The sequence below is a fragment of the Fulvivirga sedimenti genome, assembly GCF_020328055.1.
The window spans coordinates 536,923-556,302 of sequence record NZ_JAIXNE010000002.1 but is presented as its reverse complement, the minus strand read 5'-3'; the positions used below and the strand labels follow the sequence as shown (position 1 = coordinate 556,302).

General features: G+C 45.6%; 13 protein-coding genes. 8 read left to right on the top strand and 5 right to left on the bottom strand.

The features are described 5' to 3' along the window. Positions 1-8 precede the first annotated feature (8 nt). Positions 9-746, top strand: a complete 738-nt coding sequence (locus LDX50_RS08740) for a TrmH family RNA methyltransferase (protein WP_225698061.1) — start codon at positions 9-11, stop codon at positions 744-746. Here the strand turns inward: LDX50_RS08740 and smc are convergent. The 3 genes from smc to LDX50_RS08725 all read right to left on the bottom strand — a co-directional run bounded on the left by smc (position 743) and on the right by LDX50_RS08725 (position 5,358). Next, positions 743-4,276: a chromosome segregation protein SMC gene (smc, locus tag LDX50_RS08735; RefSeq protein WP_225698060.1), complete on the bottom strand. Its 3,534-nt coding sequence runs from the start codon at positions 4,274-4,276 to the stop codon at positions 743-745. The genes LDX50_RS08740 and smc overlap by 4 nt on opposite strands. Positions 4,277-4,424: 148 nt before the next feature. After that, positions 4,425-4,730 carry a hypothetical protein gene (locus LDX50_RS08730; RefSeq protein ID WP_225698059.1) on the bottom strand — a complete coding sequence of 102 codons (306 nt, stop codon included), beginning with the start codon at positions 4,728-4,730 and terminating at the stop codon, positions 4,425-4,427. Then, positions 4,723-5,358, bottom strand: coding sequence for a hypothetical protein (locus tag LDX50_RS08725; RefSeq protein WP_225698058.1), 636 nt, complete (start codon positions 5,356-5,358; stop codon positions 4,723-4,725). Before LDX50_RS08725 ends, LDX50_RS08730 begins: the two co-directional genes overlap by 8 nt. An 83-nt stretch (positions 5,359-5,441) precedes the next feature. Between LDX50_RS08725 and LDX50_RS08720 the strand changes: the two genes are divergently transcribed. The 3 genes from LDX50_RS08720 (at position 5,442) to LDX50_RS08710 (ending at position 14,045) form a co-directional block, all read left to right on the top strand. Next, positions 5,442-5,939 carry a hypothetical protein gene (locus LDX50_RS08720; RefSeq protein WP_225698057.1) on the top strand — a complete coding sequence of 166 codons (498 nt, stop codon included), beginning with the start codon at positions 5,442-5,444 and terminating at the stop codon, positions 5,937-5,939. 197 nt (positions 5,940-6,136) lie between these two features. Further along, positions 6,137-6,454 (top strand): hypothetical protein, encoded by a 318-nt coding sequence (locus LDX50_RS08715; protein WP_225698056.1) that lies wholly within the window; start codon positions 6,137-6,139, stop codon positions 6,452-6,454. Position 6,455: 1 nt separating this feature from the next. Beyond that, entirely contained in the window at positions 6,456-14,045 is a 7,590-nt protein-coding gene (locus LDX50_RS08710) for a T9SS type B sorting domain-containing protein (RefSeq protein ID WP_225698055.1), read from the top strand. Positions 14,046-14,061: 16 nt separating this feature from the next. Here the strand turns inward: LDX50_RS08710 and LDX50_RS08705 are convergent, their stop codons facing one another. Continuing rightward, positions 14,062-15,087, bottom strand: coding sequence for an acyl-CoA reductase (locus tag LDX50_RS08705; protein ID WP_225698054.1), 1,026 nt, complete (start codon positions 15,085-15,087; stop codon positions 14,062-14,064). Positions 15,088-15,187: 100 nt separating this feature from the next. Between LDX50_RS08705 and LDX50_RS08700 the strand changes: the two genes are divergently transcribed. Then, positions 15,188-15,532: a 4Fe-4S binding protein gene (locus tag LDX50_RS08700; protein WP_225698053.1), complete on the top strand. Its 345-nt coding sequence runs from the start codon at positions 15,188-15,190 to the stop codon at positions 15,530-15,532. Here LDX50_RS08700 and LDX50_RS08695 read toward each other — a convergent pair. After that, positions 15,529-16,431, bottom strand: coding sequence for a DUF58 domain-containing protein (locus LDX50_RS08695; RefSeq protein WP_225698052.1), 903 nt, complete (start codon positions 16,429-16,431; stop codon positions 15,529-15,531). The genes LDX50_RS08700 and LDX50_RS08695 overlap by 4 nt on opposite strands. Before the next feature lie 162 nt (positions 16,432-16,593). Between LDX50_RS08695 and LDX50_RS08690 the strand changes: the two genes are divergently transcribed. The 3 genes from LDX50_RS08690 to ychF all read left to right on the top strand — a co-directional run bounded on the left by LDX50_RS08690 (position 16,594) and on the right by ychF (position 19,219). Then, positions 16,594-16,956: a DUF3276 family protein gene (locus LDX50_RS08690; protein ID WP_225698051.1), complete on the top strand. Its 363-nt coding sequence runs from the start codon at positions 16,594-16,596 to the stop codon at positions 16,954-16,956. A gap of 65 nt (positions 16,957-17,021) precedes the next feature. Further along, complete coding sequence (locus tag LDX50_RS08685) at positions 17,022-18,161, top strand: AI-2E family transporter (RefSeq protein ID WP_225698050.1); 1,140 nt, start codon at positions 17,022-17,024, stop codon at positions 18,159-18,161. Next, positions 18,122-19,219 (top strand): redox-regulated ATPase YchF, encoded by a 1,098-nt coding sequence (ychF, locus tag LDX50_RS08680; protein WP_225698049.1) that lies wholly within the window; start codon positions 18,122-18,124, stop codon positions 19,217-19,219. Before LDX50_RS08685 ends, ychF begins: the two co-directional genes overlap by 40 nt. Positions 19,220-19,380 lie beyond the last annotated feature (161 nt).

Sequence of the window (19,380 nt, the reverse complement as noted above, 5' to 3'; positions counted from 1 at the left end):
GATGACGAATGGTAAAACTCTCAAAGGCCCACACGAAGTTCATTAAATCACTCCAATTAAAAAAATACAGGCAATTGGAGCAAACTTTTCTTGTAGAAGGTGAAAAAAGTGTCCTGGAAGTGATTGATTCCGACTTTGAAATAACCGAGATCATTGCTACTTCAAAATTCAGAAGCCTTCATGGTCATCTCCTGGAGAGCCTTTCTGTACTGGAATCTGAGGATCTTTCAGCGATCGGAACCCTTAAGAGCAATGACGCCGCAATTGCCCTGGTTCGAATGAAACCTGAGCAACCGTTTGCGGTGACCTCCGGCCTTACCTTACTTTCGGATGGCATCAATGATCCGGGAAACTTCGGAACCATCCTCAGGGTGGCCGACTGGTATGGAATTAATCGGATTTGTGCTTCGCCTGATACCTGTGAGCTGTACAATCCGAAGGTGATCAGCTCCTCGAAAGGTTCCTTTACCCGGGTGGAGGTATCTTACGCGGAACTTGATACTGTCATCGCAACCGCTGGCTTGCCTGTATATGCGGCCGATATGTCGGGCCGGAATGTCCATTCTTTCAAATTCCCTGAAGACTGTTTACTGGTGATGGGCAATGAGTCGCACGGTATTTCCGCATCGCTGGAAGCATTGATTACCGAACGACTGACCATTCCTTCCTTTGGGGGTGCTGAATCACTGAATGTAGGTGTTGCCACAGCCATTATGCTGGACAATTACCGAAGACTGCACCACTAGTCGACCAATTCTCTCAGATCCACCGGCACAACCCTGGAAACACCCTGCTCAATCATGGTGATTCCATAGATCACGTCGGTACTGGACATGGTGCGTTTGTTATGGGTTACGATGATGAACTGACTGTCCTTTGAAAACGTCTTGATAATGTTATTGAACTTATCAATATTGGCATCATCAAGAGGGGCATCCACCTCGTCGAAAATACAGAAGGGCGCGGGCTTCAGCAGATAGATCGAAAACAGGAGGGAGGTTGCCGTGAGCGTTTTTTCTCCACCGGATAATTGGTTGATGGTCAGCGGCCTTTTGCCTTTTGGTTTCGCCATGATCTCGATTTTTGATTCAAGCGGATTATCCGGATCGGATAGTTTCAGATCACAGTCATCTTCCTCGGTAAAGAGGCTCCTGAATACTTTGACGAAATTTTCCTTGATCTTTTCATACGCATCCAGAAACGTCTCCTTAGCCACGGCATCAATTTCATCGATGGTGAGAAGGAGGGATTCCTTGGCCTTGATAAGGTCATCCCGTTGTACAGTAATGAAATCATTTCGCTCCTTGATCTCCTGGTATGCCTCCATGGCCATGGGGTTGATGGGCCCCATTCGATCCAGACGGTCCTTAATACGTTGAACAGTGTTGGCGAGGTTTTCTACGGCGGAAGGATCCGGTTGTTCGTCCGGAATATCTTCCATCAGCGAATGCATTTCGATGTTGAACTCAACCGAAAGTCTCTCCTTCACCGCCGAGAGCTCCAGCTTCGTATCGTTGAGTTTGTTTTGTAATTCAATCAGGAGTGTATCAAGCTGTTCCCGGCTTCGCTGAATCTCCCTTTCTTCCTTATCGATCCGGTCGATGAGTCCGCGTGCCGCATAGTAATCCTTTTCTGCTTCATTTACGCCGGTCTCAATCGCTTCCTTTTCTTCGTACATCGCGATCAGCTCATCATCGGTGGCTTCCGACCGGTCGATCAGCTGACGGATTTCTTCCTCCGTTTGCTTAAGTTCTGAAACGTTCTTATCGATGCGTGCGCGTGTCGACTCGAATGTCTCTTCCTTGTATTCCATTTCCTGGATAAGGCTCTTCAGCCGGTTTTCCTGCTGATGGAAATAAATATTTTGTTCATTGAATGCGGCGGATCGCTCATTTAGCCGCTGGTCTTCTTCCGAGAACTCAGCTTCCATCCCGGCAAGTTTTTCTTCAATCTTGACTAACTCCCTGCTGGTTTCATCTGCTTTGGGACGATGATCATCAAGTTCCTCCCGGATCTCTTCAATTTTCGCCTGGATATCTTCTTTTCTCAGATCTGCGGCCGAAAGCATTTGAGCAAACTGCTCTCTTTTGGTATTGATGGAGATATATTCCTCATTGATATGACGAATTTCTTCCTGCATCTCTTCGAGCTCCGACTGGTGGGTATCCCCCCGAAGTTTTTCCAGCTCCTTCTGATTTTGAGACAAGCTTTGCTGAACACTGCTTAGCTTTTTATTCAGGGATTTGATTTCCTTATCAAGCTTCTCAAGGTTTTTCGCTCTTCCGATTCGCTTTCCTTCAAACAGCCCTACTGAGCCACCGGAAATACTGAATCGTCTGCGGGTGACCTTACCGTTCTTTGTGATAAATATGCTGTCATCAGCCGGGATTGAGGTATGATCCCCCTCATATATGTACACGCGGTCCAGAATGTAGGACATCAGCGCCCGGTACTTGTCATCATATTCGATGATTTCGGTGGCAGGAAATGCGCTGTCATAGAGTTGGGTGTCACTCGGTTTGAATCCGTCAAAAGAATCAAGAATAAAAAAGTGTGCCTTCCCTTTTGCCGCATCGCTCAGGATATTGATAGCCTCGTAGGCGTCTGCTTCCTTCTCTACGATGTAGTAATTGAGATATGGTTCCAGGTAATTCTCGATGGTAACCCGGTATTCATCATCACAGGTTAGGATATCCGACAGGAGTGGTGCATTTTTTTTCCATCCGGCCTTTTTCTTGAGAAACTTTATTGCCTCGGGGAATCCTTCCAGGTTTTCAACCAATGATTTGGTGAGGTTATACTCGTTCTGACGGGCATCCAGTGTACGGTTGGTTTGTGCCAGCTCCTCCCGGATCATTTCGATGGTCTTCTGCGTATTCTGGATGCGGCTTTGCAATGCGGATTCCTGGTTCTTTATTTTCTCAAACCGCTGTCGTTTTACCGCCAATTCCTCGGCCAGTGCCTGCGCTTTCTTTTCAAATTCCAGCAGGCTGGCATTTTGCTCACTGGTATTGGAAGCTGTTCGCTCCAATTCCTGCTTTAGCGAACTCAGTTGTAATTCTTTTAGCTCCACGGATTTGCGCAGCTGATATACTTCTTCCTGTGCGTTCTTCTGAACCCGGCGCAATGTTTCCGTCTCTTCCTGCAGCAGGCGTGTTTTCTTTTTCTGTGTTTCGTATTCCGCCTGGAGCTCTTCTTTTTTGACTGTTAGTTCCTGCATCCTGTCTTCGGCCGCCACACGTTCCTGGCGCAGGCTTTCAATGCTGAAGGATGCGCGCTCACTGCTCTTCTTATCCTGCTCTATCTGTTCCTTGAGGTTATCTGACTTGTCATTCAGATACCGCAGGCGTTCATTTTTGATCTTCTTCTCGCTCTCATACTGACGGGTCTTGTGCACATGGTCATTCAGCGCTTTTTGCCGGCTGGCCAGTGTCTTTTCCATGTGAATCAGATCTGTCTTCGCTTTTTCCAGCAGGGCTTCCTTTTCCTTGATCTGCTTGTTGAGGCCGATCTTTTTATCGTTCTCAACTTCGATCTGTTTCTGGAGACCTTTGTACTGCTCAGAAAAACGGCCGATCCGCAGACGTGCCAGTGCCAGGCTGGATGCCTTGTACTCTTCCTTTAACTCATAGTACTTTTCTGTCTGCTTTGCCTGCCTTTCGAGCGATTTCATATTCTTTTCGATCTCGAAAAGCAGGTCTTCAACGCGTTCAAGATCTGCATCGGTATCTTCAAGCTTGCGGAGTGTCTCCTTCTTGCGCTTTTTGAATTTAGAAATGCCCGCTGCCTCCTCGAACAATTCACGGCGGCTGTTGTCCTTATCGTTCAGGAGATCATCCACCATCTTTAATTCTATAATGGCGTAGCTGTTGGAAGCAATACCCGTATCCATGAACAGGCTGGTGATGTCCTTCAGCCGGCAAGTGATGCCATTGAGCAGGTATTCACTGTCTCCGGAGCGATAATATCGTCTGGTGACTGTTAGCTGCGAGTATTCAGTAGGGAGGAGGTTCTTGGTATTATTAAAGGTTAGGCTCACTTCTGCCATTTGCGAAGCCTTTCTTTTCTTGGTTCCGTTAAAGATCACATTCTCCATCTTGTCGGAACGAAGAGTTTTGCTGCTCTGCTCACCCAGCACCCAACGGATGGAATCGACGATATTCGATTTTCCGCACCCGTTAGGTCCTACAATACCTGTAATACCTTTGTCGAAATTGATCGTGACCTTATCACCGAAACTCTTGAATCCCTTGATCTCCAGCTTTGAAAGCTCCATACGCGCGTGAAGTGTTTATTAGAATTTGCCCCACTTTTGGCAAGGAAACAAATTTATTACTTTCTCTTAATAATGCACCGTGGCTGGCGTTAAAATGATCGGTCAGCCGGCAGATTACATCAAGTTTTTTTACTCACCTGATTTAATCTTAAGTGGATAAATCCATTACGGCAGAAATAAACGGAATCCACACCCAGCCGAAAGCCACAATAGCGATGATGAGGGCAATTATTGATGGAACGGACCGGAAACGTGTTCTAATGCTTCTGCGAAGCAATACCAGCATCCAGACGGGAGCCATCATCAACATCATTACAGTTAGCGGGCTGAATACAAAATAAGTGTCGTGCAGTTGTATGTCTGTATCACCGTGAAGGCGGAAACCCAGGTAAACCAGCAGGGTCAGAAATGCCAGAAGCAGCATATTATCACGGAAGCCGTTGTCCTTAATCATTTCTGTTAATTTTACGTCCGAGTATCAGCAGATCGATCACATGAGAAAAAATAACCAGCGGCACCACTGTTGCCGGGAGCAACACGTAGGGAAAGAGTGTAACCGCTTTATTTGGCTGCTCGAAAGCGAATTGCTGAAAGGGAACCTCCGTTGAAAGCACACCATTCACCAGAATGAACAATACCAGTCCCAGGCAAACAACGTTCCAAAGAAACAGCCCAAGATCACTGATTCGGTCGCGGAAATAAAGCAGGGCTACAAACGGCGCAGATATACCTGCAATAATGTCGAAATTCCGGCCAGCAAAAGTCATCAGCTGAGGCACCATTTCATAAGAATACAAATAGAAGAGGACAATCTCTACCGGGAGTCTGACGGAATGTACCCAGGTGCTTCGTACAATATTATGCTGGGATTCGATCCTTCTGAGGCGCTTACCGGTGCTTCCATATATAATCAGAATGAATGGGGGCAACAGGATGGCAAGGAGAGGAGGAGGCATTCTTTTGAGATCACCGTAAAAACCGAGGATCGCCAGAACACATTGCAGTACCGACCATACCAGGATCAAAAGTATCGTAGTTCGAAGGCCGGGATTGGCCCGATAGAAGAGTCCAACCGTTGTCAAACAAATTAAAATAAAAAACAGGTCTAGCCACAGGGGAGTCATACTTCCTGAATTTATCATTTTTAATCCTATATTTGAAAAGGATGGACCGCGAAATAATCATTTACATCATATTTCTGGTGATCGCCCTGCTGGGACGGCTGATGGGTGGTAAAAAAGGACAGAAAAAACCTGCCGCATCCGGCGGACAGCCATCACGACGACCTCAACAGCCTGTGAAATCCTTTGAAGAGCTCCTGCAGGAGTTTACCAGTGGAAGGGAACCATCACCGGAGCCTACCTTTGATGATGAATGGGAGGAAGATGAATTAGTTGACGAGCGCGAAGTAAGGAGGGCCGGCAGGCCCCTTCAGCGTGAAACTGAAAATCCCTTTACTTTCGAGCGTCAGGACAAACTTCGAAGCCTGGATGAAATGGTCAATATCGAAGGAGTAAAAACAAAGTCAACCGTTACCCTTCAGGAAGAGGAAGAAGAGGAGGCTGCCATGGATGAACCAGGCATCAGGGAGATGCTGAAGAACCCGGAAGATGCCCGCAAAGCCATCATCCTTGCCGAAATTCTTCAGCGGAAATATCACTAATAGGGGTTTTTTCTTACATATCTAAATCAGGCCCTTTCGGATTTCCCTTAGAAAATAGTTTGAATAAATTAAATTTAAAACCATATTTACGATATGTTCGGTAGTCTGTAAACTATCGAATCAATATCATTTTTTTAACTATTTTTTGAATAGGCAGATTTTTTATGTCAGTATCCAGCATATTAAAATTATCCATTTTGCTGCTGTTCATAGCGACAGTACCTGCGCTCAGCCAGTCCAAACAGGAAAAGGAAAAATTTTCAAGCAAGTGTTTTGGCGGAAAGATTGAAGCGACCATACGGCACGCATCTCCCGGTCAGAATAACGGGGAAATTGTACTTGATTTACCGCCGGGTGCAGGAAAAGTTCAGATTGTGTGGATTACCGTAGACAAACCCGTAAAGGGAAACAGGGAATTCAAGGGTCTGAAAGCAGGATATTACAGTGTTCATATTACTGATGAAAAAAGATGCCAATCCATCATCGATAATATTCAAATAAAGGAAATTGAATAGTATGAAAGGATATTTTTTACGCTATCCGCAAGTATTGCGATTATTTATAGCCCTATCATTTCTGCTCGCACCGTTGTATTCGGTGCAGGCGCAATGTCCTGTAAATGATATTACGGTAAACCTGACGGATGTTACCTGTAATGGCTTTGATGATGGAACACTTGAAATTGTTCTTAACAATCCGAACGGATACACCGGGCTGTACAATTATATTATAGTCGGAATTCCATTGAGCGGTGATGCAGTGATTCAGAACCAGGTTGCTAATACGCCCAGTATCACATTCACCAATTTGCCGGCGGCCGACTATTCAATTTTTATAACCTTTCCATCTGATCCGAGCTGTACGGGTTTCAGTAATTCCGGCCCTTTTCAAATATTTCAGCCAACCCCGCTTGTAGCAGGACTGGACAACGTAACTCCCGCATGTTCACCCGGAACAGGAGCCATCGACATTTCAGTTTCAGGCGGAAATGGCAATTATTCATACGCGTGGTCTGGCCCTACAAATCCCGGGAATGTTCAGGATCCTGTTAACCTTGATGCTGGGGATTACAGTGTGACAATAACAGATGATAAAGGTTGTACTATTGATATCATCGATATTTTTGTGCCAATTATTACTGCTGCTGATGCCGGTCCGGATCAGGTGGTTTGTGATAATAGTGCTGTCCTGGCAGGTAATGTATACCGGAATCCAGGTGAAATAGGCAGCTGGAGTGTGGTATCAGGAACGGGAACATTTGCAGATCCCAATGATCCGAATTCAGCCGTTAGCGGCTTATCGGAAGGCGATAATATTTTTGAATGGTTCATCACCGACGATGGTGGAATTTGCCCCGGAACAACGGATCAGGTGACCATTACCTGGAATAACCTTCAACTGGTATCTCCCGGAGACATTTTACTGAATTGTAATGCAGTAGCGGATGGTGCCGGAACATTTACGGTAACCGGCGGAAATGGTCCGTTCAATTTTACTGTCGATCAGAATACTGCAGGCGCAACGATTACGCCGAATGCGGCATCACTGGATTTTTCAGCGGCAGGTCCGGGTGTAATAGAAATTAGCGTAACCGATGCGGACGGCTGTGCGCAGTCCCAGCTAATCAATATCACCGAGCCCCCGGCGATTGTTATAGATACTTTTTCCTCAACCGATGCAACCTGTAATGCCGGAAATGACGGTACAATTACCGTTGCAGCTTCAGGGGGGACCGGTGCAATTGTCTATACCCTGCAGCCCGGTGGAATCTCCAATGGCACCGGGGTATTTACTGGTCTTGCCGCAGGGGATTACACGGTAGATGTATCAGATGCCAATGCCTGTGGTCCGTTCGCCACTCCTACGATCACCATCACTGAACCAACAGCCATCACGATTGATAATGTGGCTTCAACGAATGTTACCTGCAACAGCGGAGCAGATGGCTCCATAACTGTGGTGGCTTCCGGGGGTACAGCTCCGTTAAGCTATACATTGCAGCCATTAAATATTACCAATGCTACGGGTATATTTCCAGGTCTTGCCGCTGGCGTATACACAGTAGAAGTGGATGATGCAACGGCCTGCGGACCGGTTACGACAGCTGCAATCAACATTACTGAGCCTGCATTGCCGGTTATTGATAATATTACAGCAACCGACGTTACCTGTGCTACTTCAACGGACGGTACAATCAGCGTTGCCGTTAGCGGTGGAGTAACACCCTATACATTCACATTGAATCCGGGTGCTGTTTCAAACAATACCGGGGTTTTCAATAACCTTGCTCCAGGAACCTATAACATCGATATTACGGAGGCAAATGGTTGTGGTCCGATCAATACTGGTGACATCATAATTTCTGCGCCTCCTGCAATTGTAATTGACAATACCAGCTTTACAGACCCTCTTTGTAACGCCGCTGCTGATGGAAACATTACGGTTGCCGCATCGGGCGGTACGGGTACAATTACCTACACGATACAACCTGCCGGGGTTTCGAATACGACGGGTGTATTCGATAACCTCGTGGCAGGTGATTACACAGTTGAGATAACGGATGATAACGGATGCGGACCTGAGGTAACAGGGACCATAACACTTACTGATCCGGCAGCTATTGTCATTGATAATGTAGTCACAGTGGATGCTACCTGTGGCGGCGGAAATGACGGAAGCATAGCTGTTACAGCTTCAGGTGGTACTGGCGCACTTACCTATACCCTCCAGCCCGGTGCAATTTCGAATGCGACGGGAATATTTGCAGGTCTTGTTTCAGGTACCTACACGGTTGAAATTACGGATGCTAATGCTTGCGGTCCGGTAACAACGGCAGATTTGATCATTGGAGAACCTTCCATTAACCTTCCTGTAACGAATCCTACGATTTGTGATCCTGCACTTTCAGATGTGATAATCACTGTTAGCGGAACTACAGCAGGCCTGACCTATGAATTACAGACCCAGTCAGGAGCTTCTCTTACGCCTCCGGTTACCGCTGTGAGTACAGGTGGAGACCTTGATCTTGTTATCCTTCAGGCAAACGCCCCCGCAGTAACTACCACCTACCGTGTTGTAGCCCAGATAGTAGGGTGTGGTGAGATAATCAACGCAAATGAACCGGTGGTAACGGTTAGTCCACAGCCGGACATTTCACTTGCAGTATCCGATGCTGCATCCTGTAACCCTTCTTCCGATCCGGTTACGATCACCATTTCAGGTTCGGAAAACGGCGTCACGTACGAACTTCAGGATCTGGGAGGAAACCCGCTCACTCCACCGGTAACAGTGGCCGGAAACGGAGGGAATGTAGATCTTATTATTCCTTCTGCACAGGCACCAGCTGTTAATACAACATATCAAATTGCTGCTTTGAATGGAGCAGGGTGTTCGGCAATTCTTACCGATCAGCCCACCGTTAGTGTTTCAGATGCACCAACCGCAATATTCCAGGGTGATATAACAGCTTGTGAAGGTTCACCGGCCGACCTTGGTGTTGACCTAACTGGAGTTGGGCCATGGGATCTCACTTACAGCGATGGTGTAGCTGAGACAACAGTTAATGTTGCTGCATCTCCGTTTATTTTCCAGGTGAATCCAGGGACAACTACTACCTACGATCTTGTCCGCGTTACTGACCTGGGTACAGGATGTACAACCGATCCACTCGGAAGCAGCGCTACTGTAACGGTGCAGCCGATCGTTGGAGACCAGGTGAGTTTTGGCTCTGGAGACTGGATTGGATATGTATATGAAGACGGTCCGACAGGTCCTCCATATCCCGGCCGTGTAGACTTTGATCCCGCGAAATACAAGGGATTCATTAATCAGCCTGAAAATTTTGACTTAAATCTGGGGAATAATCTTACACCCCTTAGCGGACCTGATTTATGCGGGGTGTATGATGATAATTTCAGCATTCGTTTTAAGCTGAGAAAGAATTTTGCGCCAGGAACGTACCAGATCACAGTAGGAGGGGACGATGGTTTCAGACTGTCCCTCGACGGCGGTGCTACTTTTATTATTGATGAATTTATTCTACAAACCTATACTACCCGAACGATCAATATCTGTTTGGATGGATCGACTGATCTTGTGTTAGAATATTTCGAGAATGATGGCGAGGCAAGGGTTTCTTTTAATGCATCTCTGATTTCACCTGCGAATGACGTATCTGTAACTATCGCTGCAGACCAGCTGCCCGCGTGTATTGGTACACCCACTACATTTACTGCAACACCGGTAGATGCAGGAACCAACCCAACTTATCAGTGGCAGGTGAATGGCGTAAGTGTTCCGGGTGCGACTTCACCTAACTTTACGACAACACTGCTGAATGACGGTGATATCGTAAGAGCCATCGTGACGGCAGATCCGACGATTACCTGTGTGATCAACAATCCGGCCACTTCAAACGAGATTACTTATAATTCAACCAATGCATTAACCGCGGATGTTACGATAAGTGCCGATCAGAACCCTGTTTGTATCGGAACAGATGTCACTTTCACGGCGGTAACAACGAATGCAGGGGCACTTCCAACATATCAGTGGCAGGTTAACGGAGTAGATGTGCCAGGTGAAACATCAGAAACCTTCACAACATCGTCTTTGAATGACGGTGATCTGGTGCGTGTTACGATCGGTACAGATCCTGCACTTACCTGTGTGACCAATATTACAGCTCAGTCGAATGAGATAGCCATTAATATTGTGAGTGATCTCACAGCAACAGCAAGCATAATAAGCTCAGCGAACCCCGCATGTATAGGTGAAGATGTTATCTTCCAGTCAACTGTTACGGATGCAGGTGCGAACCCTACGTATCAATGGCAGGTAAATGGTGTTGATGTTGCAGGTGCAATAGCTCCCACGTTTACTTCAAACTCACTCAATGACGGAGATATCGTGCGCCTGGTTGTTTCGGCAGACCCATTAGCTACCTGTGTGAATAACAGTCCCGTAACATCAAATGAGATAACCCAGCAGGTTCAGGCTGGTACACCAATGACTGTCAATGTAACGGCAGATAATACCAGTATCTGTGCCGGCGAAGATGTCACCTTCGATGCTGCGGTTACTGATGGAGGAGCGAATCCTACCTATCAATGGCAATTAAATGGTCTGGATATTTCTGCTGCCACCAGTTCTACATATGTAGCAACCGGCTTGCTGAACGGAGACCAGATTACGGTAGTAGTGACTGCCGATCCTTCTGCAGGTTGCGTTCCCAACAGTCCGTTTACCTCAGCCCCTGTAACCATTCTGGTACAGGATGCGGTTACTCCTGTAGCAGATATTACTGTTGATCAGAACCCTGTGTGTATTGGTGATCTGGCAACATTTACTGTTAACATTTCAGACGCTGGTGCTTCTCCTGCTATTCAATGGCAGGTGAATGGTACTGATGCAGCGGGTGAGACAGGTACAACATTCACTTCCGCCGGTTTGAATGACGGTGATGTGATCAGAGCGGTTGTAACAGCAGATCCTGCGTTAACATGTGCAACTGTTACAACAGTAATCAGTAATGAAATTACCCTTTCTACGGTTTCAGATCTTACTGCTTCGGTATCGATCGATGCTGATCAGGATCCTGTTTGTGTCGGCGATGCTGTAACATTCACTGCTACAGCGCAGAATGCCGGTGCTAATCCAACATTCCAGTGGCAGGTGAATGGTGCTGATGTGGCAGGTGAGACGAATATCACATTCACTTCATCCACACTGGCCGACGGGGATAATGTTACAGTTGTTCTTACAGCAGATCCTGCAGCAACATGTGTGAATAATCCTGTGATTACTTCGTCACCGTATACCATCAATGTTGTTAATTCGCTAAATCCTTCTGTTTCGGTTGTCGCTAACAATACAACCATCTGCTCAGGTAACCCTGTTCAGTTTACCGCTTCGGTAACAGAAGCTGGATTGAACCCGACTTACCAATGGCAGATTAACGGAGCTCCGGTTGCAGGTGCCAATTCAGATGTCTTTACTACGAATACATTGGCGGATGGAGACCAGGTGAATGTTATAGTGAATCCTGATCCTGCAGCATCCTGTGCGCCTGCAGGTCCGGTTTCTTCGAATGTTGTAAATATTTCTGTTCGTCCGCCAACCGACCCGGCTTGTACCGGTGGAGCAGGTTGTGGAGCATTCATAGTACAGGTGACACCTGTAAGGCCTCCGTGTAATCTTCCTGATGAAGGATCCCTGAGTTTCCTCATAACGGGAGGATCTGGAAGCTATACTGTGGTGTTGTCTGGAAGCAACGGATTTAACCAGGGTGAAATTGGAGCATCCGGTATTCCGGTCCTTTTCGAAGATCTTTCGGCAGATGATTACCAGTATACCATTACAGATACCAATGGCAATACCTGTACACTGCCATTCACACTTGAGAATGAGACAATTCTCGAGGCAGCTGTAATTGACGTTGTTGACAGTGAATGTTTTAATGAACCAGACGGACAGGCAACAATAGAGATTCTTAGCGGTGGAAATGCACCATACGAATATTCACTGGATGGAGTCCTCTGGAATCAGGCGCTTACTTCGGTATTTACCGTTACCAATTTATCAGCGGCGGATTCACCAATTGGTATTCTGATCCGTGATGATGCCTCGGATGTTTGTCCGGAAGAGGTATTTGTAACCATCAATAATTTGTACCCGGAAATTGTAACGCCAGTGGCGTCAACACCGGTAACTTCTTGTGACGGCAATGAAGGCACTATTACAGTTACCTTCCCGCCGATGGGTGGTAATTCGCCTAATAACCTTTGGCAGATCTCCGTCGTGCCTGGAAATGGTCCGGCAGGAGACTTTAAGCCATTCACTGCCGAGGAGTTAGTGACTGATCTTACCGCTGGAGCTTATTCGGTGTTCATTCAGGATGAGGGCGGATGTATCAAGCGTATACCTGTCACTGTAGGTTCGCCTAACCAGGTGGATCTTGTGGCCAATGTAATCCAGGCAGATTGTTCAAATGACGGCCGAAGCGGAGGTTTACAGATTCAGGTAAATAATACGATTGATGTACCAGGTCCTTACCGACTAACCATTGAGGCCCTGGATGGAGCACAGGCGGGCCAGGTAATTTACGAGGATCTGACCTACAATGGCGGTTATATTGAATTTGATACGCTGATCTCCGCCGCATATTTGGTGGTTGTGATTCCAACAAATCCAAATTTCTGCCCGGTTGAACTGGAAAGAACGATCAGCGGAGGACCGCAGCCTGTATTCTTTGATTTTGCGCTGACCTGTTCAGGCGGTACGAATTTGAAACAGCTGTTGCTCACCGATATTCAGGGTGATCCGAATACCGCCTATACGTTACGTGTATTTGATAATCTGTCATCGCAGCTGGTAGAGGAAATTACCTTTAATCTGAATATTGGAAACCAATATTTGATCGAGAATTATTTCTTCCTGACAACCAACAAGGAATATAAATTGAGACTTGTTCAAAGTCCGGCAATATGTGCGGGTCAGGAAATCCGCTATGATCATCCCGAGAACCTGCTGATCCCGGCACCATTGATGGCGCAGATCGGAGTAACGACAAAATCGCTTCCCGACAGGGCAACAGGTACCATGCAGATAATCAATTTTATAGGTGGGTATCAGCCGGTTGATAATGACTTCCCTTACCTGATTGCCATAGAGCTTGATTCAGCGGCAGTGCCGGGACAATCGTTCTCTACTGATTTTGATACTGTACGTCTCAATAGCAATCTTGATTTTGAGAAGCTTTATGAGGATATACCTGCCGGGCGTTATCGCGTATTTGTTGCGGATCAGCAGGGCTGTTCCATTGAATTGGTGGCCCGGGTGCCGTTGGATACAGACATCTTTATTCCGAATATTTTTACGCCGAACGGAGATGGTGATAACCAGACATTCTTCATCCGAAATAAGCCGGATAATGATGTGAAGCTGATTATTACGAACCGTTGGGGTAAACGTGTTTTCAGTTCAGACAATTACCAGAATAACTGGGACGGTGGTGATCTGCCGGATGGTGTTTATTTCTACCATATCATGGTAGATGGAGAAGAGTATAAGGGTTGGGTTGAGATTTTACGGAATATAGCCCCTTAAATTTTCGATCCCGGGCTTAAAGGCTCATCAAAAATTCCATCGTATCCACATTATCAGCATAATCCCATAATTCGGGCAGCTGTGCTTTACCAAAAGGCACAGCTCCCGTAATTAAACGGGTCTTTTCAGCCTCTACGATACACTGGATCTTATCACGCTGCTGACCCAGCATTTCTTCGAGTTCCCGGGGTGTTGCATAGGTTTCAAAGAACAGAACCCCAACCGGTGAGACCAGCTGTGAGGTCGACTGCAACAGCAGAAAGCCGTTATCCAGATGCGGTTCGCCGTTTACCAGCAATACAGACTTATTGAAGTCGTAGTTGTTATTGTATTTATGCTGGTGAATTACATTGGCATATTGCTGAATCCCTTCAAAGAAGGGTGTAAAATCAAATTTTTCGGGGACATAAAGCTTTGATACATTTCTGCAACCCAGTCCGAAATATGTAAATATATCCGACCCCAGTCGCTTAAAGTCTTCAGCATCTTCCGATCCTGTGAGAACGGCAACAGACGTTCTGTTTTTCCGGATTATGTTAGGATATTTCCCGAAGTAATATTCAAAGTACCTGGCTGAATTATCACTCCCAGTGGCAATGATCGCGTCCACATCGTTCAGTCTTTCCTGAAGGATAATCCTTTCACCAATTTTCGGACTTACTTCGGATATCTGGCCGATCATGAACTGCATGAGCACATTGTCCTTTGAACTCATTTTAACGACTGCATAATTACCACTCGCAAGAACGCATAACAAGTCGTGAAAGCCGACCAGCGGAATATTGCCAGCCAGGATGAGCCCGATCCTGGATGGTTTGCTTACGGTATCATATCCGGAGAGCCACTGGGTGAGAGAAGGTTCATTCAACATGGAGGTAATGCCTGTAAAAGCAAATTCCACATTCTCCCTGGTAAACCATGGGTTTTCATTGGAGGCCCTCAGGGCAAGGGTATCCATTTCTTCTTCTGATAAATCTTTCAGTTTATGCTGAAGATTCGATATTGCCTGAATGAATTCCTTCTGAAAAATGTTAATTCCCATAGAAAGCGTAACCAATGGATGGTTTATTTTGTTTGAGACCACGAAGATACTTTCTATTTTTGTAACAGTTAAATTTAGATAAGACTTAAGTAGCTGACATATGGCAATAATGATAACAGATGAATGCATCAATTGTGGTGCATGCGAACCGGAATGTCCGAATACCGCCATTTATGAAGGTGGCATGGAATGGACATGGGGTGGTGGAACAGACCTGGACAATGTTGAAATGGAAGACGGAACACTGGTGGCGGCTGATGCGCCTCAGGACCCCGTATCAGATGAATTCTACTACATTGTTCCAAGTAAGTGTACAGAATGCATAGGCTTCCACGAAGAGCCGCAGTGTGCCGCGGTTTGTCCGGTGGATTGCTGTATTCCTGATCCTGATTATGAGGAGACGGAAGAAGAGTTACTGGCAAAAAAGGAGTGGATGCACCTCTAACGCATTTTAGAGCGCTTCACCAGGTACGAATAAAGGACGTCATTGAAATCATTGTGAATATCCATCGGGATAAAATCAATTTTCAACTGTCCGCATTTTAATTTCAATTCTTTATAGAAACGGTCTATCTGTTCACGATAGGCCGTTTTTACATCTGCCGGGTTCAGTTTCATTTTCTCACCCGATTCAAGATCAATAAATTCATAGGGCCGGTCATCAAAGGCAAATTCAAATTCTGTTTTCTTATCGGTGATATGAAATAACAGTACTTCATGCTGGTTGTGCTTGAGATGCTGCAGGCCCTTGAAAATTTCATTTGTATCCTGGCTGTCGAACATGTCACTGAAAAGTATAATCAGGGATCTTCTGGGGTTCATTTCAGCGATTTCATGCAGAATGGTGGCTACAGAAGTTTTTGATTCAACCTTTTCATCATCCGCCAGCTGCTGAAGCTGTATAAACAGCTTATTAAGATGTGTCGAGGTAGAACGAATTTGCGAAGTATATTCTATTTTATCGGAAAATGTAGCCAGACCTACAGCATCGCGCTGTCGCTGGAGCATGAATGCAAGCGCCGCGGCACTCAACAGACTGTACATTAGCTTACCGCGCGTTTCGCTGGGATAATACATGGAGGATGAAACATCAATGACAAGCTGGCATCGCAGGTTCGTTTCTTCTTCATATCGCTTGGTATAAAGCCGTTCGGTCTTGGCATATACTTTCCAGTCGATATGTCGCGTACTTTCTCCGGTATTATACAGCTTATGTTCTGCAAACTCCACGGAAAAGCCGTGATAGGGTGATTTATGCAGGCCGGTAATGAATCCATCGACGAGCTGACGCGCGAGGAAGTCTATATTCCCAAGTTCTTTGATCCTGTCGAGTGGAAGTTTCATGTACGGATGTTACGCGAATGTTATTAAATTGATCTACCCTGAATATTACTGAAATTTATGGATAAATCGCAAAATGCTGTTTGCATCGAATACTTTTATTATACTATATTAGGACTTGATTTGTTCAAAAAATACGATAGTATAAACTAAATAACCTGGATTGTGGAAGAGAACAATACGAATGAAAGAGAAGAAATATTTTCGGAAAGGGTGCGTGCCGGTAAACGGACTTATTTCTTTGATGTTAAGGCGACACGTTCTAATGACTATTATTTAACTATTACCGAAAGCAAGCGCAGATACAAGGATGATGGCTTTACGTATGAGAAGCATAAAATTTTCCTGTACAAGGAAGATTTCAACAAGTTCGTAGAGGCACTGCATAATACTGTAAATCATGTGAAGGATGAACTGTTGCCGGAGGTGGACTTTTCACAGTATGATCGCCTGAGTGATGAGGACGGTGATTATGAGAGCAATAATTCCAATGGCAGCGGGCTCGATAGTGAGCTCAAATGGGATTGATTATACTCATTGTTAACAGAGGTGCCTCGGAGAGATTCGGGGCTTTTTTTTATTAAGAAGATGTGATGAGGAGAAAGCCAATTCTATACCTGGCTGTACTGGTGCTGGCATTGCTTTTCCTGGGCTGGCTCTTTACGGATATATTTATTTATATCCTTATTTCAGTAGTCCTGGCAGCGATATTGCGCCCCCTTACCAACCTAATAACGCGAATTCATGTCTTCAAGCAGCGTATCCCGCGATTTCTGGCGGTGATCATGTCCTTCGCGGCACTTATACTTTTCATTTCAGCATTTGTTGTGCTGTTTATACCCCTGATCTCCGAACAAATCCAGGTGATTGGAAGAATTAATTACGAAGAGCTTTATGAGCGCGCCACGGTTCCCCTGCAGGACCTTGAGGATTTCATGATTGTTAATAACCTCACCGGGGACGAACCTGGTTTTCTGGTGGATGTGCTGAGACAGAAACTTATCAGCTTTATCTCTACGATACGCATCAGCAACATTCTGAATGAGTTACTTTCATTCACGGGTAATTTCTTTGTGGGTGTCCTTGCAGTTTCATTTATCACATTTTTCTTCCTTTATGAGATGGGATATTTGCGTAAACAGCTGATCTCCCTGATCCCCAATAAATATTTTGAAGTGACGATCGCGGCCTTTAACAAGATTGAGAGGTTGCTGTCCAATTACCTCGTCGGACTGCTGATTCAAATGTTTTCTGTTTTTAGCATCGCAGCCATCGGTCTGTCCATCCTCGGGATTAAATATGCACTTACCATCGCGTTGTTTGCGGCCGTGGCAAACCTGATTCCTTATCTGGGTCCGATTTTGGGGGCTACTTTTGGAATCATTGTGGGGGTTTCCACCGGGGCCAATATTGTTACCCAACAGGATTTTCTTTTGCTGGTGATTAAGATCGCCTCGGTCTTTGCAATCGTTCAGCTAATTGATAATATCGTATTGCAGCCGCTCATTTTCTCAAAAAGTGTGAAAGCGCATCCTTTGGAAATTTTTATAATTATATTTGCAGGCGCTTCGCTGGCCGGGATCCCGGGAATGATTGTTGCAATACCCGTTTACACGGTTTTGCGAGTGTCGTTGGGTGAATTATACACCGGCTACCGAAGTTATAAGGTATTTCGAACACAAAGCTTGCAACCATGGCACTCAAATGCGGGATCGTTGGACTTCCGAACGTAGGAAAATCCACACTTTTTAATGCGATTTCTAATAATAAAGCTGAAGCGGCAAATTTTCCGTTTTGTACAATTGAACCGAATGTAGGAGTTATAACGGTTCCGGATGAACGTCTTAATATTCTGAAGGACCTTGTTAGTCCACAGCGGGTAATGCCCACCACCATTGAATTTGTGGATATTGCCGGCCTGGTAAAGGGTGCCAGCAAGGGGGAGGGTCTTGGTAATCAATTCCTTGCCAATATCAGGGAAGTGGATGCGATAGCGCATGTGGTACGTTGTTTCAACGATGATAATATTGTGCATGTTGATGGCAAGGTAGATCCGATTACCGATAAAGAGGTAATAGATACCGAGCTTCAGTTGAAGGATCTGGAATCTGTTGACAAGAAGATTCAGCGTCTCGAAAAGGTTGCAAAGAGTGGTGATGCGGCAGCGAAAAAAGACCTCGCCGTACTCCAAAAATTCAAGGCTCATCTGGAATCCGGGAAAAATGCCCGGTCACTGGTGGTTACCGAAGAGGAGAAAAAGTCCATATATGACATACACCTTCTAACAGTGAAGCCTGTAATTTATGTGGCGAATGTGGAAGAAGGTGCTTTGCCGGAAGGCAATGAGCACAGTGATCGCCTGCGGGAAGCGGTAAAGGATGAGGAAGCAGAGGTGATTGTGATATCAGCATCCATTGAGGCACAAATTGCTGAACTGGAAGATCCTGACGAGCGGAGTTTGTTTTTAGAAGAGTATGGGTTGAAAGAATCCGGACTGAATAAGCTGATCAAGGCGGCATATCATATATTGAACCTTATCACATATTTTACCGCCGGCGAGAAGGAAGTTCGTGCCTGGACCATCAAGAGAGGATGGAAGGCCCCTCAGGCAGCTGGAGTGATCCATACCGATTTTGAAAAGGGCTTCATCCGTGCAGAGGTTATCAAATTGGATGACTACGAAAAATACAGGACTGAAAATGCCTGTAAAGAGGCGGGGAAGATGGCAGTGGAAGGAAAAGATTATATCGTTAAAGACGGGGATATCATGCATTTTCGCTTTAACGTTTAAAATTGAAACATTTTATTACATGAATTTTTACATTTAAGCTTTTAATACTATTTTTAGAAGCTATAATAGCATTTTTTAATCGCTTGGAAGATCCAACGATTTTTGAATAGACCATGAAATTCGTAAGGCATTGAGGCTATACTCTACTATATCCTGTGCCC